Annotated in this window: 19 protein-coding genes; 11 read left to right on the top strand and 8 right to left on the bottom strand. The window is 64.6% G+C overall.

Annotated features, from left to right (window positions below):
• Positions 1 to 65 precede the first annotated feature (65 nt).
• The 6 genes from AB5Y48_RS06265 to AB5Y48_RS06240 all read right to left on the bottom strand — a co-directional run bounded on the left by AB5Y48_RS06265 (position 66) and on the right by AB5Y48_RS06240 (position 6866).
• Entirely contained in the window at positions 66 to 791 is a 726-nt protein-coding gene (locus AB5Y48_RS06265) for an ion channel (RefSeq protein ID WP_368164014.1), read from the bottom strand.
• Between the two features lie 144 nt (positions 792 to 935).
• Entirely contained in the window at positions 936 to 1778 is an 843-nt protein-coding gene (locus AB5Y48_RS06260) for a serine protease (protein WP_368164013.1), read from the bottom strand.
• Positions 1779 to 1961: 183 nt separating this feature from the next.
• Positions 1962 to 2264, bottom strand: coding sequence for a 4-fold beta flower protein (locus AB5Y48_RS06255; protein ID WP_161454681.1), 303 nt, complete (start codon positions 2262 to 2264; stop codon positions 1962 to 1964).
• A gap of 1338 nt (positions 2265 to 3602) precedes the next feature.
• Positions 3603 to 4457 (bottom strand): 23S rRNA (adenine(2030)-N(6))-methyltransferase RlmJ, encoded by an 855-nt coding sequence (locus AB5Y48_RS06250; RefSeq protein ID WP_224161051.1) that lies wholly within the window; start codon positions 4455 to 4457, stop codon positions 3603 to 3605.
• A gap of 47 nt (positions 4458 to 4504) precedes the next feature.
• On the bottom strand, positions 4505 to 4966 hold the full coding sequence (locus AB5Y48_RS06245) for a DUF2390 domain-containing protein (protein WP_224161052.1): 462 nt from the start codon (positions 4964 to 4966) through the stop codon (positions 4505 to 4507).
• On the bottom strand, positions 4953 to 6866 hold the full coding sequence (locus AB5Y48_RS06240; protein WP_136614012.1) for an ABC transporter ATP-binding protein: 1914 nt from the start codon (positions 6864 to 6866) through the stop codon (positions 4953 to 4955). The genes AB5Y48_RS06245 and AB5Y48_RS06240 overlap by 14 nt, the downstream gene beginning before the upstream one ends.
• Before the next feature lie 163 nt (positions 6867 to 7029).
• Here AB5Y48_RS06240 and AB5Y48_RS06235 point away from each other — a divergent pair, with 163 nt between their 5' ends.
• On the top strand, positions 7030 to 7419 hold the full coding sequence (locus AB5Y48_RS06235) for a CBS domain-containing protein (protein ID WP_060587078.1): 390 nt from the start codon (positions 7030 to 7032) through the stop codon (positions 7417 to 7419).
• Here AB5Y48_RS06235 and AB5Y48_RS06230 read toward each other — a convergent pair.
• The gene (locus AB5Y48_RS06230; protein WP_050667957.1) at positions 7410 to 7868 is read right to left on the bottom strand and encodes an NfeD family protein; all 459 of its coding nucleotides are present in this window, start codon (positions 7866 to 7868) and stop codon (positions 7410 to 7412) included. The two genes, AB5Y48_RS06235 and AB5Y48_RS06230, sit on opposite strands and share 10 nt — an antisense overlap.
• Positions 7865 to 8785 (bottom strand): SPFH domain-containing protein, encoded by a 921-nt coding sequence (locus AB5Y48_RS06225; RefSeq protein ID WP_050667956.1) that lies wholly within the window; start codon positions 8783 to 8785, stop codon positions 7865 to 7867. The genes AB5Y48_RS06230 and AB5Y48_RS06225 overlap by 4 nt, the downstream gene beginning before the upstream one ends.
• Positions 8786 to 9066: 281 nt before the next feature.
• Between AB5Y48_RS06225 and AB5Y48_RS06220 the strand changes: the two genes are divergently transcribed.
• From AB5Y48_RS06220 to cysN, 10 genes are all read left to right on the top strand, one after another.
• A complete protein-coding gene (locus AB5Y48_RS06220; RefSeq protein ID WP_368164012.1) occupies positions 9067 to 11703 on the top strand; it encodes a molybdopterin-dependent oxidoreductase in 2637 nt (878 codons plus the stop codon).
• 96 nt (positions 11704 to 11799) lie between these two features.
• Entirely contained in the window at positions 11800 to 12360 is a 561-nt protein-coding gene (locus tag AB5Y48_RS06215; protein WP_224161053.1) for an ANTAR domain-containing response regulator, read from the top strand.
• Between the two features lie 270 nt (positions 12361 to 12630).
• Positions 12631 to 13971: a CmpA/NrtA family ABC transporter substrate-binding protein gene (locus AB5Y48_RS06210; RefSeq protein ID WP_368164011.1), complete on the top strand. Its 1341-nt coding sequence runs from the start codon at positions 12631 to 12633 to the stop codon at positions 13969 to 13971.
• A gap of 14 nt (positions 13972 to 13985) precedes the next feature.
• Entirely contained in the window at positions 13986 to 14915 is a 930-nt protein-coding gene (locus tag AB5Y48_RS06205; protein ID WP_224163537.1) for an ABC transporter permease, read from the top strand.
• Positions 14916 to 14925: 10 nt separating this feature from the next.
• A complete protein-coding gene (locus AB5Y48_RS06200) occupies positions 14926 to 15753 on the top strand; it encodes an ABC transporter ATP-binding protein (RefSeq protein WP_060587073.1) in 828 nt (275 codons plus the stop codon).
• Between the two features lie 15 nt (positions 15754 to 15768).
• A complete protein-coding gene (nirB, locus tag AB5Y48_RS06195; RefSeq protein WP_368164010.1) occupies positions 15769 to 18261 on the top strand; it encodes a nitrite reductase large subunit NirB in 2493 nt (830 codons plus the stop codon).
• Positions 18258 to 18599, top strand: coding sequence for a nitrite reductase small subunit NirD (nirD, locus tag AB5Y48_RS06190; protein WP_050667949.1), 342 nt, complete (start codon positions 18258 to 18260; stop codon positions 18597 to 18599). Before nirB ends, nirD begins: the two co-directional genes overlap by 4 nt.
• A 149-nt stretch (positions 18600 to 18748) precedes the next feature.
• A complete protein-coding gene (gene cysG, locus AB5Y48_RS06185) occupies positions 18749 to 20155 on the top strand; it encodes a siroheme synthase CysG (protein WP_060587071.1) in 1407 nt (468 codons plus the stop codon).
• A gap of 40 nt (positions 20156 to 20195) precedes the next feature.
• Positions 20196 to 21104 (top strand): sulfate adenylyltransferase subunit CysD, encoded by a 909-nt coding sequence (cysD, locus tag AB5Y48_RS06180; protein ID WP_368164009.1) that lies wholly within the window; start codon positions 20196 to 20198, stop codon positions 21102 to 21104.
• Positions 21105 to 21113: 9 nt separating this feature from the next.
• On the top strand, positions 21114 to 22529 hold the full coding sequence (gene cysN, locus AB5Y48_RS06175; RefSeq protein WP_050667946.1) for a sulfate adenylyltransferase subunit CysN: 1416 nt from the start codon (positions 21114 to 21116) through the stop codon (positions 22527 to 22529).
• Positions 22530 to 22532 lie beyond the last annotated feature (3 nt).

The following is a 22532-nucleotide window of genomic DNA, read 5'->3' as shown; positions in this document are numbered from 1 at the left end:
CTTAATCACTAAACTTGACCCAAACCGAAAATGCCAAGCGTGCTGAATCACTCTTAAATTGTTTGTTAGGCATTTGGTTTCTCTGGCTTTACGGTGGCAGTGTAAGTTTCAGTATCTGTTACGCTTTCTACTTGAGAAGCTGTACCAATATCACTGATAGCTCGGCTGGTATAAACAGTGAAGCATACTATTAAAAGAGTAAATCCACAGAATATCTGGTATATGGTGAGAAACTGAACAAGCCAATAGCTAGGAGAAACACTACCGTCCGCGAGAGTTGTGATTGTTGCTGCACTATAAAATAACGCATCACTCACACTTACTAAGTCTGATTGACAAACGCTACTGCTAACATCACACCAATATGAGGTCGGAGTCAACATATATATAAAAGCAAAATTGATAATTAGCTCTAGGTAACTATGCAACGATAACTTTAAGCGTTCAAAAAACTCTAAGGAGCTAGTGCTATCAGTCCTTTTTAGTTTATCTGCAGCATCATCTAAAAATGCAATAAAAATTTCGTTACAGCGCGAAATTAAGAAATAGCCCCAAAAAATACGATATCCAAACGGCAATAACTCATACAGGGAGCTAACACTCTCTCCTGATTGTAACTCCCACTCTGACTGGAAAAACGCAATCGGGACAATCAATACAATTGCGAGCACTAAATAGAAACTATTCAGATTCTTCAACAGAGTTTTCCGTTCATCACCAACTTTCTTAGCTTTCAGTTGTTTAGCTAAAAACCATGTCGGAGATAAAACTGCTTTGAATAATATGGTCATTTAATCTCGTAACTCCATGAAAATGCCTAACGCCCGCTTAAGGGGCAGCCAACGCTACTATTAACTTTCCGCATAACGCTGTAATCGCAAAAACCAACGCATAGCAAAAATGCCGCGCGTTGGCTGTCCCTCTTGAAGCGTTTGTTAGGGTGCGTATGGATTTTGCGTTTGATGCGCAATTTGAATAGTTTGTTGAATACTGTCTACTGTTTCAACAAGTGCTAACCCTGAATTTTCCTCGAAGATCACCCTTTGCTGTTTAGTTTGTTGGCTAATAGCTACATCTTTATAAGGTATATACGCTTTGACCATGCCAATTAAACTGGCATTACTGTTTGCCTGTGTACCCTGAATTGAAACCGCTTCTGGCTTCGAGACTACGGGGCCACCACTATTGCCCGGATAGACACTTGCATCAATTAGATAGCTTGTATGATTACCATGTAAAACATCGCGAATACGAGCAACAATGCCAGTTCTGGCTATAACATAGTTAGTTTGCGGTGTAACCTGCCCCATTGGAAAACCAAGCACGTATATAAAGTCACCTTCAGATGCTCCAATTGTTCTCAAACCTGCGGTATCTCTGCAGTTTTGATCTAATGCAAAAAAGCTGAACCGTGAACCTAACTGTTGAAGGAATTGAGGGTTAATAGAAACTACTGCGACATCTACATCGGGATTAGGATGTCCAAACCAAATAGGCTGAAAAGCTTGATTCTGCAATAGCAAAGGAATATCTTGCGTACCCGCACCGTTAACATTATTAAAGCGCAACACAACAGAGTTAAGTCCCTGAATTACATGCTTGTTGGTTACTAGGTATGTAGTGTAGTGAGCTGGATTTGTACCTTGGACTGGTCTGCCTACAAGAAAGCCTGTACCGATCCAATGCGGCTCTAGAATTGGCGCTGTAGGCGCGACAGGTTGTTGTGGAACTCCAATTGCCACAACGCAGTCAAGAAAAAATGGGGGAATTAGTGCCAACTGGAATCTCCTTGTTTTCAATAAAAATAATCGAATAACTACCAAGCTGGAGTTAACTTTTTAGAAAAGAGCACTCTATTTTTCATGTAACCTCAAGCACCCTAACGCCCGCATTTGGGGCGGCTGGAGCGCAGCGTAAGCCGTCCCAGCCCGTAGGGTGACAACATGCGCTTGTTAAATGACCTACACATCAAATGGGTCATGCCAGCCAAGTTTAGGTAGTTTTGGCAATTTGGGTAGCGGCGGCAAGGGTGGAAGTGGAGGCATAGGTGGCATCTTTGCCATTTTATTCATAGGCTGCATTTTATTTGTATTACGGAGAATATACTGTCCGTTAACAACTTCGCCCACATAAACACCTTCAGCGCTCCATACGCTACCATCTTCCTCAATCCATCCTAGGTACTGGCTTTGTGGATCGAACAGCCTACCGTTTCTTTCAAAACCTAAGTGCTGCCCATTCCATTTAAAAAAGTGATTGGCCATTGGGTTCTCCTTGTCATTTAACAGTGATTAGATGGAAGGCGGTACTAATCCGTTAGCAGAGCATTCCATATAACTCCGCAACATCTGCATCGCCGCCAAGTAAAAATCATCATTAAATCATAATGTTATCCGTTTTCTTCTTATGCTGGGTGTATTCGCGTGACTTCCTCTTTTTTCGCCACCATCCCCACTGTGTAAAAAACAGTGCGTGGGGTGCTCATTGAAAGCGCCGCCAAACCACGCCAACGTGAACAGCTCAGAAATAAACATGAGGTCGTCACCATGTTGAGTCGGTCGTTGTGGGCAGCTCTTGCTGATCCATGCCATCCGGCAAGGCTACCGCCCCTGAATGACAGCCTCCAGTCTGCTGCTGTTAACCTGCGATGTTGCGTAGGCCTGGCTCATGGGTGACTCCGGTGAGTCGGTTGTCAAACGGCTATGTTAGCGAGTGGAGCGGGGGAGGGAAGCAGGAGACGATGGTTTCCTGAGCAAGATCAATAAATTAATCAGCTTGAGTCGTGTTGGAGTAGATCAGCAATACCGAAGGGGCTAATCAGTTCGTCGTTCCAGTTATCAGCAAGAGCATCAGGGCGGCAGGGTATTGGCCCCCCCCTTCAATCCTCCGAGGTGAGGGTGCAAGGCCAGGGACGGCAAGATTCTGGGACACCCACCGTTTTGCCCACCGTTTTGAGCACCGCGTGGCGAGCCCACTTAGCTACTGTCGGGCACGGTATTGGTCCCCCCTGCAATCCGCCGAGGGGAGGGAGCAAGGTCAGGAGCGCCATCAGGGATGATGGCGCAGCCGCAGCGGGGCATGGATGCCCCATCTGCGGCGCTCCGTCCGACCTTGCGACCGACCCGAGGGTAACCGCAAAGCGGTCGGATTGGCGGGGGGAAGGCCTTCTTGGTGACTTCTTGGGCCAGCAAGAAGTCACTCGCCACAGCCCGCAGGGCGGGCGAAACCCCTTCGAGGAGGAACTCCTCGCGTCCTATGCGGCGTAGCCGCATCAAAGGGCCTGCCATAGGCAAGGAGCTTGGCCGAGCTCCTCCAAGTGGGCGGGCGAAACCGCTATGCGGCGCAGCCGCATCAGAGGGCTAGCCATAGGCAAGGAGCTTGGCCGAGCGCCCCCTGCGTGCGGCGCAGCCGCATCAAAGGGCTAGCCATAGGCAAGGAGCTTGGCCGAGCGCCCCCTGCGTGCGGCGTAGCCGCATCAGAGGGCTAGCCACAGGCAAGGAGCTTGGCCGAGTTCCTCCAAGTGGGCGGGCGAAACCCCGCATAGCGGCAATCCCGCTGGGATTGTGATGCTTGCCATAGGCCAGGAGCTTGGCCCGAGCGCCTCACTCCTCCCGGCGACTCAGCCACTCCACCCGGTACCGGGCGCCGGCGCCCTGGGCCAGCCTGGCGCACAGGGGGTTGAGGAAGGCCTCGATCTGCTCGTCCAGCATCCAGGGGGGGCTGACGATCACCATGCCGGAGCCGTTCATGCCCCAGTCCGGGGTCTGGCCGGCCACTTCCAGCTCGGCCACCAGCACGTCCCCAAAGCCGGCCTTGGCGATGGCGCTGAGCATGTCGCGGGAGCGATCCGCCTCGCGCCCGAGGATCGGATACCAGACGGCGTAGATGCCGGTGGCCCAGCGCTTCTGCGCCTTTTTCAGGGTGTCGACCACCCGGAAGTAGTCCTCTTTCAGCTCATAGGGGGGATCGATCAGCACCAGGCCCCGGCGCGGGGTCGGCGGCAGCAGCCCCACCAGCCCCTCGAAGCCGTCCCTGTGGTGCACCGTGACCCGCTCGTCCCCTTCCATGTTGCCGCGCAGGGACTCCACCTCGTTGTTGTGCAGCTCCATCAGCACCACCCTGTCCTGCTCGCGGGTGAGGCGGCGCGACAGCTCGGGGGAGCCCGGGTAGTAGGTGAGGGTGCCGTCGTCGTTCATGGCGCGCACCGCCCCCAGGTACTCCTCAATGCTCGCCCAGCGCTGCGGCTCGTCCCACAGGCGGCCGATGCCGTCCGCATACTCGGCCTTTTTTTGGGCCCACTCGCCGCGCAGGTCATAGAGACCGCCGCCGGCGTGGGTGTCGAGCACGATGAAGGGTTTCTCTTTTTTCTTCAGGCTCGCCAGGATCAGGGCCTGCACGGCGTGTTTGAGGACGTCGGCGTGGTTGCCGGCGTGAAAGGCGTGGCGATAGCTCAGCATGGGCTCTCTCTATAAAACGGGTACCTGTGCCAGGGGCACTGAGGTGCTTAATGGGGCGGGCGCAAGTGCCCGGGCCGGGTCGCGCCGAACTCGGCGAGCCGGGGGCCAAGGCCCAGGGTCATCAGATAGTGGCAAAGGGCGCCGCCGCTGGCGAGTTGGCCCGCCGGGGCCAGGCCGGCGGCGGCCAACAGGCGCGTCTGCTGCTCGCGCTCGAGGGCCAGCTCGTGGTCCAGCAGGGCCCGGTAATCGCACTCGGCAAGCTGCGCCTTGAGGCGCCGGCGCAGGGCGCGAAACTCGCCGAGCACGGCCTCGAGGGGGGCGATGGCCGCCTCGAGAACATCCAGGGGCGGCGCCGCCTCGCCCGCCTCGTCACACCAGGCGAGCAGCAGGGCCAGGTTGACGCTGCCGCCAGCCTGTTGCAGCGCCAGCCAGCTGGCGGGGGCGCGGCCGTAACGCTCGGCCGCCCAGCTCCAGAAGGCCTGCACCGTGGGCCAGTTACTCGGCGGCAAAGGCCTGCTCCATGGTCTCGAGCTCTTCCGAGAGGCTCATCCACTCGAGCTCGACCCCCTCCAACTCCTCTTTGAGGGGCCCCTGGGATTTGAGCAGCGCCGAGAGTCTGCCCTTGGCGCTCTCCTCATAGATGGCCGGGTCGGCCAGCTGGCTCTCTATCTCCCCCAGCTTGCCTTGCAGCTTCTCCATGCTCGCCTCGAGCTTCTCGAGTTTTTGGCGCAGCGGCCGGGTCGCTTGCCGGAACTCCGCCTCGCGGCGCTTCTGATCCTTGCGGGCCAGGGCCGAGTTGGCCGAGGCCGGGGCGTCGGCGGGCCTGGCGCTCGCCTCTTTATCCTGCTCGCCGAGCCACTTGTGGTAGTCGTCGAGATCCCCGTCGAAGGCCTCGACCCGGCCGCCGTGGACCAGGTAGAAGTCGTCGGTGGTGGTGCGCAGCAGGTGACGGTCGTGGGAGACCACCACCATGGCCCCCTCGAAGCCTTGCAGGGCCAGGGTCAGGGCGTGGCGCATCTCGAGATCCAGGTGGTTGGTCGGTTCATCGAGCAGCAGCAGGTTGGGGCGCTGCCAGGTGATGAGGGCCAGCACCAGGCGCGCCTTCTCGCCGCCCGAGAAGGGGGCCACCTTGTCGAGCGCCTTGTCGCCGTGAAACCCAAAGCTGCCCAGGTAGTTGCGCAGCTCCTGCTCGGGCTTGTCCGGCGCCAGACGCACCAGGTGATCGAGGGGGCTGTCGTCCAGGCGCAGGGTCTCGAGCTGGTGCTGGGCGAAGTAGCCGATGCTCACCCCGGCGCTCACCTCGAGCTTGCCCGACAGCGGCGCGTTGGAGCCCGCCAGCATCTTGATAAAGGTGGACTTGCCCGCCCCGTTGCGACCCAGGAGGCCGATGCGTGAGCCCGGCACCAGGTTGAGTTTGATCTTCTCCAGGATCACCTTGTCGCCGTAACCGGCGCTCAAGTTCTCCATGGCGATAAGCGGAGTCGGCAGGGCGGCGGGATCGCGAAACTCGAAGCTGAACTCGGAGTCGGCGTGGGCGGGGAGGATCTTCTCCATCCGCTCCATGGCTTTGAGGCGGCTCTGGGCCTGGCGCGCCTTGGAGGCCTTGTAGCGGAATCTGTCCACGTAAGATTGCATGTGGGCGATCTCGCGCTGCTGCTTCTCGAACATGGATTGCTGCTGGGCCAGCTGCTCGGCCCGTTGCAGCTCGAAGTCGGAGTAGCCGCCGGTATATTCGTTGAGTCTGCCGTTCTCGATATGGATGATGCGCCCCACCACGGCATCGAGGAAGTCCCGGTCGTGGGAGATGAGGATCAGGGTCCCCTGATAGCTCTTGAGCCACTTCTCCAGCCAGATGACGGCGTCCAAGTCCAGGTGGTTGGTCGGTTCATCGAGCAGCAGCAGATCGGAGCGGCACAGCAGGGCCTGGGCCAGGTTCAGGCGCATGCGCCAGCCCCCGGAGAAGCTGCGCACCGGCGAGGCGAGCTGCTCGTCGCCAAAGCCCAGGCCGTGCAGCAGTTCGGCGGCGCGGGCGCGGATGCTCCAGGCACCTATGGTGTCGAGCTGGCCGTGCAACTCGGCCACCTGCATGCCGTCGTCGGCGGCCTCGGCCGCCTTGAGCCTGGCCTCCAGGGCGCGGTACTCCCTGTCCCCGTCGATGACGTAGTCGAGGGCCGAGCACTCCAGCGCCGGCGTCTCCTGGGCGACACCGGCAATCTGCCAGCCACTGGGCACGCTGCAGGAGCCGGCGTCCAGGGTCAGCTCGCCGCGGATCAGGGCGAAGAAGGTGGACTTGCCACACCCGTTCTTGCCCACCAGGCCGACCTTGTGGCCGGGGTGGATGGTGGCGCTGGCGCCATCGAGCAGCTTGCGGCCGCCGCGGATCAGTTCGACTTCACTGGCAACTATCATGGGGCTTCTGGGTACCGGAAAGGGGTCGGAAAAAACGCGAGAATCTTACGTGAAATGGCTCCGCTTTGCACTCTGGCCCACAATTATGAAAGCCGGCGCTTGGTCAGTCGCCTGCCGGCAGTCGTAGAATGGAACCCACAACAAGCACAAACAGGAAGCTTCTATGCGAGTCGCAGAGATGATGTCTGGCAAACCCATCGCCGTCGGGGTGGAGGATTCACTGTCCCAGTTGAGTGAGCTGCTGCAATCGGTCACCTTTCACCACTTCCCGGTGCTGGCCGGCGGGGAGCTGGTCGGTGTCATCAAGGACACCGACATCTATCGGGCCATGGTGCTGCAAGGAGAGACAGGCGCCCCCCTTATCGCCTCCCAGATCATGACGGCCCACCCCATCACGGTCGGGGCGCGCATGTCGGTGCAAAGTGCCGCCAGCCTGATGCTGAGCGAGGGGGTCTCCTGCCTGCCGGTGCTGGACAATGCCGAGTTGATCGGCATCGTCACCTGGAAGGATATGCTGAAAGTCTGCGTCGAGAGCGACTGCTTTCAGGGCTGAAGGGGCTCGACGGTGAGCCGGTGTGAGTCGGTTCCCGTGATACGCACCCGGCTGCCGGCCGGCAGGCTCTGATCGCAGCGCACCGTCCAGACGGTGTCGTCCAGGTGCACCCGGCTCTGCCCCTGTTCGACTGCCTCGATCAATACCACTTCCCGTCCCACATACCCCTGCAGCCGCTGGTTGATCCCGGCGGCTGCGTCTTTGGGCGCCCGATCGCGCCCGTGCTGCCAGCGCCACCAGAGCCAGGTGGTCACTATGCTCTGGATGGCGAAGAGCAGCCACTGCCCCTGCCAGCCGAAGGGGACGATGAGCAGCAGGAGCCCCACCTCGAGGGCGGCAATGCCGGTCCAGAGAAACAGACCGACGCTGCCCAGCACCTCGATGGCGAGCAGGGCAAAGCCCAGTCCCAGCCAGTGCCAGTGGGAGAGGGTGGCGAGCCACTCCATCATGATTTTTGCTCCCCGCGCTTGCCGATCAGCTCGCCGATGCCGCCGATGGCGCCGATGAGCTGGCTCGCCTCGAGCGGCATCATGACTATCTTGCTGTTCTCGCTCTCGCCGATGCGGGTCAGCGCCTCTGTGTATTTCTGGGCCACGAAGTAGTTGACCGCCTGCACGTCACCCTTGGCGATCGCCTGGGAGACCATCTCGGTGGCGCGGGCCTCGGCCTCGGCGGCCCGTTCGCGCGCCTCGGCGGCGAGAAAGGCGGCCTGGCGTTCCCCCTCGGCTTTGAGGATCTGGGACTGCTTCTCCCCCTCGGCCTTGAGGATCTTCGACTGGCGCACCCCTTCGGCCTCCAGGATCTCGGCGCGCTTCTGGCGCTCGGCCTTCATCTGGGCGTTCATCGCCGCCACCAGATCCGTGGGCGGCTGCACGTCGCGGATCTCGATACGGGTCACCTTGACCCCCCAGGGGGCGGTGGCGGCATCCACGGTGCGCAGCAACTTCTCGTTGATGGTGTCGCGCTGGGAGAGCATCTCGTCGAGCTCCATGGCACCGAGCACGGTACGGATATTGGTCATGGTCAGGTTTCTGATGGCGCTCATCAGGTCATTCACCTCATAGGCGGCCCGGTGCGCCTCGACCACCTGCACGAAGCTGATGGCGTCGATGGTGACGTTGGCGTTATCCCGGGAGATCACCTCCTGGGAGGGGATGTCGAGCACCTGCTCCATCATGATGATCTTGTGGCCGACCCGATCCACGTAGGGGAGGAGCAGGTTGAGGCCAGGGGTGAGGGTTCGGGTGTAGCGGCCGAAGCGCTCCACGGTCCAGTTGTAGCCCTGGGGCACTATCTTGATGCCGGCGCTCAGGGTGGCGATCACCAGGATCACGAAAATCGCCAATACAATCAGGGATTCATTCATCATTTGGCTCCTTTTTGGCTGATAGGGGCAGCTTATACCGCCAGAGGGGAGAGGACCACTCCGTATTCGGGCACCAAGATGGGAGGATTGCACCAAAGTGGTGGGCTCTCGCCCCGGCGCGCCGTCCCGCTGCCGCCGTGCCCGATTGGCGCGCCCCTTGCTTGCGCTCTGGCTGATCTGATGACAAGGGGTCGCGGCCGGCAGGCCTGTGACCAGAGTGGCAATGACAACGGCGTCGGCCCCCCGGGGGGGCGGGCGCTTTTTTTATGGGGAGAGGCGAGATGCGAAGTGTGTGTGCCTACTGCGGCGTCGGCTGCGGCGTTCGGGTCGAGCGGGAGGGGGAGGCCTGGCACCTCTCGGGGGATGAGGCTCATCCGGCCAACCGGGGGGCCCTGTGCATCAAGGGGGCCAGCCTGATCGAGAGCCTCGATATCCCGAGGCGGCTGCTCTATCCCCGCTGGGGGGGCGAGCGGATAGGCTGGGAGGCGGCCCTGGATCGGCTGGCCGGAGAGCTGACGCGCATCATCGGCGAGTCGGGGCCAGAGAGCGTGGCTCTCTACCTCTCGGGGCAGCTCACCTGTGAGGATTACTACGTGGCCAACAAGCTGATGAAGGGATTTATCGGCTCCCCCCACGTGGACACCAACTCGCGCCTGTGCATGGCCTCGGCGGTGGTGGCGCACCAGCGCGCCTTCGGGGAGGACCTGGTGCCCGCCTGCTACGAGGATCTGGAGCTGGCGGATCTGGTGGTGCTGGCCGGCGCCAACACGGCCTGGACCCACCCCGTGCTGTTTCGTCGCCTGCAACAGGCCAGGGAGCGGCGCCCGGCCATGCGTCTGGTGGTCATCGACCCGCGCGAGACCATGACGGCGAGCCAGGGGGATCTTCACCTGCCCCTGCGTCCGGGCAGCGATCTCGCCCTCTGGAGCGGATTGGGCCGTTATCTGCTCGACGAAGGGCTGTGGGACCGGGAGTATGTGGCCCGCCATGTGGCCGGTTTCGATGCCCTGGCCGCCACCCTGGACGATCCCCGCTGGCGGCCGGAGGCGGTGGCCGAGGCTTGCGATCTGCCGCTGGCGGATCTGCTCGGCTTCTATCGCCTGTTTGGTGCCACCGCGCGCACCCTGACCCTGTTTTGCCAGGGGATCAACCAGTCCCGGCAGGGGGTGGATCAGGCCGGCGCCATCATCAACGCCCACCTGCTCACCGGCCGCATCGGCAAACCGGGGGCGGCCCCCTTCTCCATGACCGGCCAGCCCAATGCCATGGGGGGGCGCGAGGTGGGGGGGCTGGCGACCCAGCTCGCCGCCCACATGGGCTTTGACCAGGAGAGTCGGGATCGCCTCGCCCGCTTCTGGGGGGCGCCCCGGGTGGTGACGGGGCCTGGGCACAAGGCGGTGGATCTGTTCGAGGCGGTGCACCGGGGCGAGATCCGCGCCCTCTGGGTGCTTGGCACCAATCCGGCCGCCTCCCTGCCCGACACCCTGCGGGTGCGCGAGGCCCTGGCGCGCTGCGAGCTGCTGGTGGTCTCGGAGATCACCGACCAGAGCGACACGGCCGGCTTCGCCCACCTGCTGCTCCCCGCCGCCGCCTGGGGGGAGAAGGGGGGAACGATCACCAACTCGGAGCGCACCCTGAGTCGCCAGCGCCCTTTTCTCCCCCCTCCCGGCGAGGTGCGTCCCGACTGGTGGGCCCTGACCCAGGTGGCGCGCCGCCTCGGCTTTGAGCAGGCCTTCCCCTATGAGCACGAACACCAGATCTTCTGCGAGCACGCGACCCTCTCGGGCTTCGAGAACCGGGGGGAGCGCCACTTCGACATCTCGGCCCTGGCCACCCTGACCCGGGAGCAGTACGAGGGGCTCGAGCCCCTCTCCTGGCCGGTCAACCGGGCGCACCCGGCAGGATGCCGGCGCCTCTTCGAGGATGGCCGCTTCGCCACCCCGGACGGGCGAGCCCGGCTGGTGGTGCCCGCTGAGCCGGGGCCGGTCACGCTGGCACCGGCTCAGCGCGGGGAGACGCCGGCACCGGGCGTGGGGCTGCTGCTCAACTCGGGGCGGCTGCGGGATCAGTGGCACACCATGACCCGCACCGGCCATGTGGCCCGCCTGCAGGAAGCCGAGCCCTGGCCCACCCTGAGGCTGGGCGCCGCCAGCCTGCGGACCCTGGGGGCCGAGCCCGGGGATCTGCTGGCCATCGAGAGCGAGCAGGGGCTGGCCCACGCCCTGGCCGAGCGAGACGAGGGGCTGCGGGAGGGGGAGGCCTTTATGCCGATGCACTGGAGCGAGGCCCATGGGCGGGGGGCCGGGGTCAACCGGCTGGTGGCGCCCCGGGTCGATCCCCTCTCGGGCCAGCCCGCCTTCAAGCAGAGTCGGGTGTGGGTCAGCGCCCGTCCCCTGCTCTGGCAGGGGCTCTGGTTGGGCAGCGAGCCCTGGGCCCACCCGGTAGAGTGGTGGGCGCGGCGCACCCTGGGCACGCACGGGGGGGCGCTATGCCAGTGGCTGGCGAGCTGGCAGGAGAGCGAGGCGCAGAGCTGGGGCCGGCTCAACCGTGCGGGCAACTGGCTGCGGCTGCCCCAGGCCAGGGGCTGGCTGGCCATCGAGCTGCGCCAGGGGCGCATCAACAGCCTGCTGCTGGTGACCCCGACCCCCCGCTCGGTGCGCATCGATACCCTGGCCAGCCTGCTCGGGGCCCCGCTGCAGGCCGATGTCCTCATCACCACCCTGGATCAGGCCCTGGCCGGGGCGAGCCGGTTGATCTGCTCCTGCCTGCGGGTGAGCGAGCGGCAGATCCTGGCGGCGATCGAGGAGCAGGGGATCGGGGAGGTGGCCGGGTTGCAGGCCCTGCTCGGCTGCGGTAGCAACTGCGGCACCTGCCTGCCCGAGGTGGCGCGCCTGGTGGAGCGTCACAGGCCCGACTAGCCCCGACTACCCCCTTGTATATAAAAAGGGGGTAGATTCAATAAGTTGGTCTCCATGTTGCGTTGTCCTCCGACCACAACCCGTGACGGAGGCACCATGCACTCACCCCAGCAAGAGACAGCCTGCGTGCTGATCCACGCCGATGAACCGGGCCAGGCCAACCGCCTGGCCGGGCTCTGCAGCCACTATGGCTATCGACCCCGCATTCTCGACCGCCACGCCCTGCAGCAGGCGCAGGGAGAGGCGGCGGGCCTGATGATCAGCTGTCGCCAGATCACCGCCGAGCTGCGCCTGGCCTTGAAGGCGCGCCCCGACCTGCCACGGGTGCTCTTTTGCGAGCGCATTCCCGCCCGTGAGCAGGAGAGCCTGATGGGGGTTGGGGTCTGGCTGGTGCCCCACGGCTGCGGCGAGCGGGAGAAGATAGCCGCCTGGCTCTCCCTGGCGCGCCAGCTCACCCTGCTGCTGGCCGAGGGGGCAGAGCGGGAGCAGGGGCTCACCCGCAGGCTCGAGGAGCGCCGCCTGGTGGAGCGGGCCAAGGGGCGCTTGATGCGTCAGCATGGGCTGGGAGAGGAGGAGGCCTACCAGCTGCTGCGCCGGGCCGCCATGGCCCAGAGCAAGAGCCTGGGGGAGCTGGCTCGCCAGCTCCTCGCCGGATAACCGATTTGGTGCAGCCGTGACCCGATTTGGCGCAAGGGGCGGCGGCGGGCGCGAAGCAACCGGTCAGGAGCCGGCTCGCAGGGGCAGATTGCCGAGCTGGCACGGTAAATGAATAGTCGATAACGGTTACTCAGGCGGGCAAGCCCCGCCATCGATGGCCTGTCACAGGCCGGGCAATGTCGCCCCACCGATCCCGCATCGGTGGGGCTTTTTTTGTGCCGTCATCCGGGGCAACGGCGTCCCGCCTGACGGACTCAGGGAGGAGCGAGGATGAGCATAAAGAGATGGGGGGCGCTCTGTGCCCTGTTGCTGGGGGCGGTCGCCCACGCCGAAGTGGGACCGCCGGAGAAGGAGGCGCTGCGACTTGGCTTTATCAAGCTGACCGACATGGCCCCCCTGGCGGTGGCCTATGAGAAGGGCTACTTCGAGGAGGAGGGGCTCTACGTGACCCTGGAGCCCCAGGCCAACTGGAAGGTGCTGCTCGACCGGGTCATCGGCGGCGAGCTCGATGGCGCCCAGATGCTGGCCGGTCAGCCCCTGGCGGCCCACGTGGGGATAGGCACCCGGGCCGAGCTGGTCACGGCCCTGTCGCTCGATCGCAACGGCAACGCCATCACGGTGGCCAACGCGGTGTGGCAGCAGATGCAGCCGGCGCTGGCCGGTCACACGGGGCCGGTGAGCGCCGCCGCCCTCAAGCCGGTGGTGGAGCAGTATCGCAGCCAGGGCAAGCCCTTCAACATGGGCATGGTGTTTCCCGTCTCCACCCACAACTACGAGCTGCGCTACTGGCTGGCGGCGGGGGGGCTGCATCCGGGTTACTACGCCCCGGCACGGGGGGACAACACGGGCCAGCTCGATGCCCAGGTGCTGCTCTCGGTGACCCCGCCGCCCCAGATGCCGGCCACCCTGGAGGCCGGCACCATCACGGGTTACTGCGTGGGTGAGCCGTGGAATCAACAGGCCCTGGCCAAGGGGCTGGGGGTGCCGGTCATCACGGATGCGGAGATCTGGGACTCCAACCCCGAGAAGGTGCTGGGGGTGACCCGCGCCTTCGCCGAGCGCTACCCCAACACCCATGTGCGGCTGGTCAAGGCGCTGCTGCGGGCCGCCCGCTGGCTCGACGAGGGGGAGAATCGCAACCGCTCCGAGGCGGTGACGCTGCTGGCCCGTCCCGACTACGTGGGGGCCGACCAGCCGGTGATCGCCGCCGCCATGACCGGCACCTTCCGCTACGGCAAGGAGGATGTGCGCCCGGCCCCCGACTTCACCCTCTTCTTTCGCCGTCACGCCAGCTACCCCTACTACTCGGATGCGGTCTGGATGCTGACCCAGATGCGTCGCTGGGGGCAGATCCCGACCGGCCAGAGCGATGCCTGGTATGACGCCGTGGCCCGGGCCGTCTACCGCCCCGAGGTCTATCGCCAGGCCGCCGAGGCCCTGGTGGCCGAGGGCAAGTTCAAGGCCGGGGAGTTTGTGGATTTTGCCAGCGAGAGCGGCTATCGCCCCGCCGAGTCGGGCTTTATCGATGGCCACACCTTCGACGCTCGTCGTCCCAACGACTACCTCAACCAGTTTGCCATCGGCCTCAAGGGCGATGAGCGGGTGCAGTAAGCAAGGAGCGCCACATGAACCATCACCTCTTCAAGGGGCTGCTCTGGCCCCTGCTCGGCATCACCCTCTTCCTGCTGATCTGGCAGTGGGGGGCGAGCCGGGTGCACACCTCTCTCGGGACCCTGCCCGGGCCTGTGGCCACCCTCACCCAGGCGGGCCAGCTGGGGCAGGAGTTCCTGGCCGAGCGCGAGCGCGAGCAGGCCTTCCTCGAGCGTCAGGCCCGGCGCAACGCCGAGCGGCTGGCGGCGGATCCGGCGGCCCGGGTGAGCCAGGTGCCCTACACGGGGCGTCCCACCTTCGTCAGCCAGGTGGCGACCAGCCTGCTCACCGTGTTGCTCGGTTTTGGCCTCGCCACCCTGATGGCGGTGCCCCTTGGCATCGTGCTCGGCATGAGCCCGCGCCTCTATCAGGCGGTCAACCCCCTGGTACAGCTGCTCAAGCCCATCTCGCCGCTGGCCTGGCTGCCCCTCATCACCCTGGTGGTGAGCGCCCTCTATGTGAGCAAGGATCCGGCCTTCTCCAAGTCGTTTCTCATCTCGGCGGCCACCGTGGCCCTCTGCTCCCTCTGGCCGACCCTGATCAACACGGCGGTGGGGGTGGGCTCCCTGGACCCTGACCTGCACAACGTCAGCCGGGTGCTGCGCCTCTCCTGGTGGACCCATGTGCGCCGCCTCGTGCTGCCCGGGGCCCTGCCCATGATCTTCACCGGCCTGCGCCTCTCCCTCGGGGTGGCCTGGATGGTGCTGATCGCGGCCGAGATGCTGGCCCAGAACCCCGGGCTCGGCAAGTTCGTCTGGGACGAGTTTCAAAACGGCGGCGCCAGCTCCCTGGCCCGCATCATGGTGGCCGTGCTCACCATAGGCCTCATCGGCTGCGCCCTCGATCGCCTGATGCTGGCCCTGCAGCAGCGCTGGTCCTGGGACAAGCGCGCGGCCCTGCGCTGAGGAGACAACCATGAACAGCTTCTTACAACTGAGCGATCTGGGGGTGGGCTTTGCCACCGAGCGGGGCTTCTTCGAGGCCCTGACCCAGGTCAACCTGCGCATCGAGCAGGGGGAGTTTATCTCCCTCATCGGCCACTCGGGCTGCGGCAAGAGCACCCTGCTCAACCTGGTGGCCGGCCTGTGCGATCCGACCCGTGGGGGGGTCATCCTGGCGGGGCGGGAGGTGGCCGGGCCCGGGCCAGAGCGGGCCATGGTGTTTCAGCACCATGCCCTGCTCCCCTGGCTCACCGTGTTCGAGAACGTGGCCCTGGCGGTGCGCCAGGTGACCAGGGGGCGGGCCCGGGTGAGCGAGCGGGTGATGGAGTTTCTCACCCTGGTGCAGATGGAGCATGCGGCTCACAAGATGCCCCACGAGATCTCCGGGGGGATGAAGCAGCGGGTCGGCATCGCCCGGGCCCTCTCCCTGAGCCCCAAGGTGCTGCTGATGGATGAACCGTTCGGGGCCCTCGATGCCCTGACCCGGGCCCATCTGCAGGATGCCCTGATGGGGATCCAGGCCCAGCTTGGCACCACCGTCATCATGGTGACCCACGACGTGGACGAGGCGGTGCTGCTCTCGGATCGCATCGTCATGCTCACCAATGGGCCGAGCGCCACCATAGGGGAGGTGCTGCCGGTGCCCCTGGCACGGCCACGGGAGCGGGTGGCCCTGGCCGACGATCACCACTACCACAGGCTGCGCCAGCAGGTGCTGCGCTTCCTGTATGAGAAACAGCGCAAGGTGACTCCCCTCAAGGGGGAGGAGAGCCGGACCCAGAGCGGCAAGCGCCGCGCCTGACAAGGAGGAGTAGGGATGGAAAAAGAGCGACTGGTTGTGGTGGGCAACGGCATGGTGGGCCACCACTTCGTGGAGCAGCTGGTGGCCGAAGGGGGCCTGGCGCGCTTCGATCTGACCGTGCTGGGGGCGGAGTGCGATCCCGCCTATGACAGGGTGCACCTCTCCGAGGTGTTCGGCGGCCGCTCCCCCGAGGGGTTACGGCTGGCCGATCCCGCCTGGTATGCGGGCCACGACATCGATCTGCGCCTCGGGGCCAGCGTGCAGGCCCTGGACAGGGAGGCCAGGGCCGTGGTGTTGGCCGGCGGGGAGCGGGTCGACTACGACCGGCTGGTGCTGGCCACGGGCTCTGTGCCCTTCGTCCCGCCGATCCCGGGGCGCGAGCGCAGCCACTGCTTCGTCTATCGCACCCTGGAGGATCTGGCCGCCATTCGCGAGGCCTGTGCCCACGCCCGCAGCGGTGCCGTGATCGGCGGGGGGTTGCTCGGGCTCGAGGCGGCCAACGCCCTGCGCCTGCTCGGCCTCAAGACCCATGTGGTGGAGTTTGCCCCGCGCCTGATGCCGGTGCAGCTCGACGATCTCGGTGGCGAGCTGCTGGCCGACAAGATTGGGGCCCTGGGGGTCGAGGTGCACTTGGGCAAGGGCACCCGGGAGATCGTCGACGGCGAGCAGGGGCGCCACCGTCTGGCGTTTGCCGACGGCAGTCATCTGGAGTGTGATGTGCTGCTCTTCTCCGCCGGGATCCGCCCGGCCGACGCCCTGGCCCGGGAGGGGGGGCTCGCGGTGGGGGAGCGCGGCGGCATCATCATCGACGAGGGCTGCCAGAGTTCGGATCCTGCCATCCTCGCCATCGGCGAGTGCGCCCTGTGGCAGGGGCGCATCTTCGGGCTGGTGGCCCCCGGCTACCAGATGGCCCGCGCCGCGGTGGCGACCCTGTGTGGCGGCACCAGCCGCTTTGGCGGGGCCGACATGTCTACCCGTCTCAAGCTGATGGGGGTGGAGGTGGGGGCCATCGGCGACGGCCTGGGAAGCACCCCCGGGGCCCAGAGCCTGCAACTGCTCGACCGCAGTGCCGGCGTCTACAAGAAGCTGGTGGTGGACGAGGGGGGAACCCGGTTGCTCGGGGCCATCTTGGTGGGGGACGGCAGCGACTACGACCGCCTGCTCGGCTACTACCAGCAGGGGGCGGCGCTGCCCTCACCCCTGCTCGGCCTGCTCACCGGAGAGGCGGCGGCGCCGCTCACCTTAAGCGACAGTGCGACCCTCTGCTCCTGCCACAACGTGAGCAAGGGGGCCGTGGTGGCGGCGGTGCGCGAGGGGCACAGGGAGCTTGGCCAGATCAAGGGGGTAACCCGGGCCGGCACCGGCTGCGGCGGCTGCACCAACCTGCTCAAGAAGGTGATCGACGAGACCCTGGTCGAGCTCGGGGTCGAGACCAACGACCACCTGTGCGAGCACTTCCCCTTCAGCCGCCAGGCGCTCTGCCATCTGGTCCGGGTCGAGGCGATCCGCGACTTCGAGAGCCTGCTCGCCCGCCATGGGCAAGGGCTCGGCTGTGAGGTGTGCAAGCCGGCGATCGCCTCCATCCTCTCGTCCCTGTGGAATGAGCACGTGCTGGCGAGGCCACACCGGGCCTTGCAAGACACCAACGATCGCTTCCTTGCCAACGTGCAGCGGGATGGCACCTATTCGGTGGTGCCGCGCATCGCCGGCGGCGAGATCACCGCCCGTGGCCTCATCACCCTGGGGGAGATCGCCGAGCGCTATGGCCTCTTCACCAAGATAACCGGTGGCCAGCGCATCGACATGCTGGGGGCGCGCCGGGATCAGCTGCCCGCCATCTGGGGCGATCTGGTGGCGGCCGGCTTCGAGACGGGCCAGGCCTATGGCAAGTCGGTGCGCACCGTGAAGTCATGCGTGGGGTCGACCTGGTGCCGCTACGGGGTGCAGGACTCGCTGGCCATGACCCAGCGCCTGGAGCACCGCTACAAGGGGCTGCGGGCCCCCCACAAGCTCAAGTTCGCGGTCTCGGGCTGCACCCGGGAGTGCGCCGAGGCCCAGAGCAAGGACATCGGGGTGATCGCCACCGAGCGGGGATGGAACCTCTATGTCTGTGGCAACGGGGGGATGAAGCCGCGCCACGGGGATCTCTTCGCCACCGACCTCGATGACGAGACCCTGATCCGCTACATCGACCGGCTGCTGATGTTCTATGTGCGCACCGGGGATCGCCTGCAGCGCACCTCGGTCTGGCTCGAGGGGATGGAGGGGGGGCTCGACTACCTCAAGTCGGTCATCATCGACGATCGACTGGGCATCGCCCCCGAGCTCGAGTCTGCCATGGATGCCGTGGTCGGCAGCTGGGAGTGCGAGTGGCGCGCCACCCTGAGTGATCCCGACAAGCTGCGCCTGTTCGAGGCGCATCTCAATCAATCCAGTGAGGCGACCCCTCCCCGGCGCGAGAGCCGGGGCCAGTGGGTGCCCGATATCGCCGTCAAGGAGGTCCTATGACCATGGATGAAGGTGGCTGGCAGCCTGCGTGCGAGCTGGCGGCCCTGGAGGAGGGGCTGGGACGCAGCCTCATCTGGCAGGGGGAGGTGGTGGCCCTGTTTCGCTGCGAAGGGGCCGTCTACGCCCTGGACGGGGTCGATCCCGTGGCCGGCGTGCCGGTGCTGGCCCTCGGGCTGGTGGGAGACAGTCAGGGGGAGCCCATGGTGATCGCCCCCCTCTACAAGCAGCGCTACTCCCTGCGCGATGGCCGCAGTCTCGACGATGCCGGGTTGGGGGTGCGCCCCTGGCCGGTGGCGGTGCGGGGGGGCAGCGTCTGGTTGCCCCTCTCTCGCCCCTGATCCCGCCGCGGCCCCGTCCCGGGGCCGCGCTCTCTTCCCCGCCCCATGGGGAATTGATATTCCCAAAAGCTATAAATAAACGTTCTTTATTATTTTATGGCGCTCACTCAACCCACTAGAGTGCCCTCAACAGGTAGGAGAGGTGTGAAATGGATTATTTGCCGATGTTTGCCAAGCTGGATGGCCGTGCGGTGTTGCTGGTCGGAGGGGGCGAGGTCGCCCTTCGCAAGGCGCGACTGCTGCTGGCCGCCGGCAGCCGCCTCACCCTGGTCGCCCCCGCGCTCGACGCCGGGTTTGCCGAATTCGCCGGGCGCTTCACCCACCTGGCCGAGGCGTTTCGCCCCGATCACCTCGACGGCCAGCTGCTGGCGGTGGCCGCCACCGACAACCTGGCGGTCAATGCCCTGGTCTATCAGAGCGCCAACCAGCGCGGCCTGTTCGTCAACGTGGTCGACGACCCCAAGCGCTCCAGCTTTATCTTCCCCTCCATCATCGACCGCAGCCCCGTCATGGTGGCGGTCTCGAGCGGTGGCAAGGCCCCCGTGCTGGTGCGCCTGCTTCGCGAGCGGCTCGAGAGCCTGCTGCCGGCTCACCTGGGCGGTCTCGCCGAGCTCTCCGGTCGCATCCGCGAGCGCGCCAAGCAGGCCCTCACCACCCTGGTGGCCCGTCGCCGCTTCTGGGAGCGGGCCTATGCCTCCAACACCCTCGGTGGCCTCATCGAGAAGGGGGAGTGGGACCAGGCCGAGGCCTGGCTGGATGACGCGCTCACCCAGTCCGGCCGCGCGGCGGGCGAGGTGGTGCTGGTCGGTGCCGGCCCCGGCGATGCGGGTCTTCTGACCCTCAAGGGGCTGCAACAGATCCAGCAGGCCGAGGTGGTGCTCTATGACCAGCTGGTCTCCCCCGAGATCCTCAATCTGGTGCGCCGGGACGCCACCCTGGTGTCGGTCGGCAAGAAGGCCGGTGCCCACAGCGTGCCCCAGGAGGAGACCAACCGCCTGCTGGTGGAATACGCCAAGGCGGGCCATCGGGTGGTGCGCCTCAAGGGGGGGGATCCCTTCATGTTTGGCCGCGGCGGCGAGGAGCTGCAGGTGCTGGCCGAGGCGGGCGTCCCCTTCTCCGTGGTGCCGGGCATCACGGCCGCCGCCGGGGCCACCGCCTACGCCGGCATTCCGCTCACCCATCGCGACTTTGCCCAGAGCGCCACCTTCATCACCGGCCACTGCCAGGCCGAGGGGAGCCAGCCCGACTGGCCGGCCCTGGCCGCCGGCAACCAAACCCTGGTCATCTACATGGGGCTGATGAAAAGCGAGCACATCGCCCAGCAGCTGATGGCACACGGCCGCGCCGCAGAGACCCCCATCGCCATCATAGAGCGCGGCACCACGGCCCGTCAGCGCACCCTGGTGGGCCGGCTCGACGAGCTGGCCACCCTGGCCGCCGGCGCACAGAGCCCGTCGCTGATCGTGGTGGGGCAGGTGGTGCAACTGCACGAACAACTGGCCTGGTTTGGCGAGCGCGCCGAGCCGGCAACCCTCGGGCTGGTGAAGCTGGCCTGAGTCCGGGGGGGACCCCGTTTTTAATGACCGAGGAATCGACATGGACCGCGAAAGATTGACCCATTTAAAGCAGCTGGAAGCGGAGAGCATCCACATCATCCGCGAGGTGGCCGCCGAGTTTGACAACCCCGTCATGCTCTACTCCATCGGCAAGGATTCATCGGTCATGCTGCACCTGGCCCGCAAGGCCTTCTACCCGGGCAAGCTCCCCTTCCCGCTGCTGCACGTGGACACCGACTGGAAATTTAAAGAGATGATCCGCTTTCGCGACCAGACCGCCGAGAAGTTCGGGCTGGATCTCATCGTCTACAAGAACCCCGAGGGGCTCGCCATGGGCATCAACCCCTTCGATCACGGCAGCGCCAAGCACACCGACATCATGAAGACAGAGGGGCTCAAGCAGGCGCTGAATAAATACGGCTTCGACGCCGCCTTCGGCGGGGCGCGCCGGGACGAGGAGAAGTCCCGCGCCAAGGAGCGGGTCTACTCGTTTCGCGACAAGCACCACCGCTGGGATCCCAAGAACCAGAGACCCGAGCTGTGGCGCACCTACAACGGCCAGGTGAACAAGGGCGAGAGCATCCGCGTCTTCCCCCTCTCCAACTGGACCGAGCTCGACATCTGGCAATACATCTACCTCGAGAACATCGACATCGTTCCCCTCTACTTCGCGGCCTACCGTCCTGTGGTGGAGCGTGGCGGCATCAAGATCATGGTGGATGACGAGCGCATGCCGCTCAGTGCCGATGACGTGGTGCGCGAGGAGCTGGTGCGTTTTCGCACCCTTGGCTGCTACCCCCTGACCGGGGCCATCGAGTCGAGCGCCGCCTCGCTGACCGAGATCATCGAGGAGATGCTGCTGACCACCTCGAGCGAGCGGCAGGGACGCCTCATCGACCACGACCAGTCGGGTTCGATGGAGCAGAAGAAGCGTCAGGGATATTTCTAAGGAGTTGCCATGAATTCTTACGTCAAGAGCGCCCTCGAGAGCGAGGGGATCGAGGCCTACCTCAAGGCCCAGGAGCACAAGAGCCTGCTGCGTTTTCTCACCTGCGGCAGCGTGGACGATGGCAAGAGCACCCTCATCGGCCGCCTGCTGCACGACTCCCAGCAGATCTATGAAGATCAGTTAAAGGCGCTCGAGTCCGACAGCCAAAAGCTTGGTACCACCGGCGAGAAGCTGGATCTGGCGCTCTTGGTCGACGGCCTGCAGGCCGAGCGCGAGCAGGGGATCACCATCGACGTGGCCTACCGCTACTTCTCCACCGCCAAGCGTAAATTTATCATCGCCGACACCCCGGGCCACGAGCAGTACACCCGCAACATGGCCACCGGCGCCTCGACCTGCGATCTGGCGATCATCCTCATCGACGCCCGCAGGGGGGTGCTGGATCAGACCCGTCGCCACAGCTTTATCGCCAGCCTCCTTGGCATCAAGCAGTTCCTGGTGGCGGTCAACAAGATGGACCTGGTCGATTTCAGCCAGCAGCGCTTCGACGAGATCAGCCGCGACTACCGCGCCTTCGCCAGCCAGCTCGACGTGGAGAGCATCCAGCTGGTGCCGGTCTCGGCCCTGGATGGGGACAACGTGGTTAACCAGAGCGCCAACATGCCCTGGTATCAGGGGGAGCCGCTGCTTGCCTTGCTCGAGAGCGCCGAGGTAGAGCAAGACCTGGCCCGCCATCCGGTGCGCCTGCCGGTGCAGTATGTGAACCGCCCCAACCTGGATTTTCGCGGCTTCGCCGGCACCCTGGCCTCTGGCATCCTGCGGGTCGGCGATCGCCTGGCGGTGCTGCCCTCTGGCAAAGAGAGCAGGGTGACGCGCATCGTCACCTTCGACGGGGATCTCGACCATGCCCTGCCGGGTCAGGCCATCACCCTCACCCTGGCCGACGAGATAGACATCAGCCGTGGCGATCTGCTGGTGGCCGCCGAGCAGCAGAGCGCGGTGTCGCGCCGCCTGCTGGCCCACATCGTCTGGATGGGGGAGAGCGAGCTCAAGAGCGGGCGCAGCTACGACATCAAGCTGGCCACCCGCAAGACCCGCGGCGAGGTGGCGACCATTCGCCACCGTATCGACATCAACAACCTCGAAGAGCATGGCGCCGATGAGCTCAAGCTCAACGAGATCGGCCTGTGCGAGGTGAGCCTCACCGAGCCGGTCGGGTTTGACCCCTATCGCGAGATCCGCGACACCGGCAGCTTTATCCTCATCGATCGCCTGACCAACGTCACGGTCGGTGCCGGCATGATAGTGCAGGGGCTGGACGAGGTGGCGGCCAAGGGGAGCGCCAGCGAGTTTGAACTCGAGCTCAATGCCCTCATTCGCAAGCACTTCCCTCACTGGCAGGCGCTCGACATCAGTAAGGAGTAATCC

Source organism: Aeromonas sp. R6-2 (assembly GCF_040908155.1).
Lineage (GTDB): Bacteria > Pseudomonadota > Gammaproteobacteria > Enterobacterales > Aeromonadaceae > Aeromonas > Aeromonas schubertii.
This window is presented reverse-complemented; position numbering and strand designations above follow the sequence as displayed.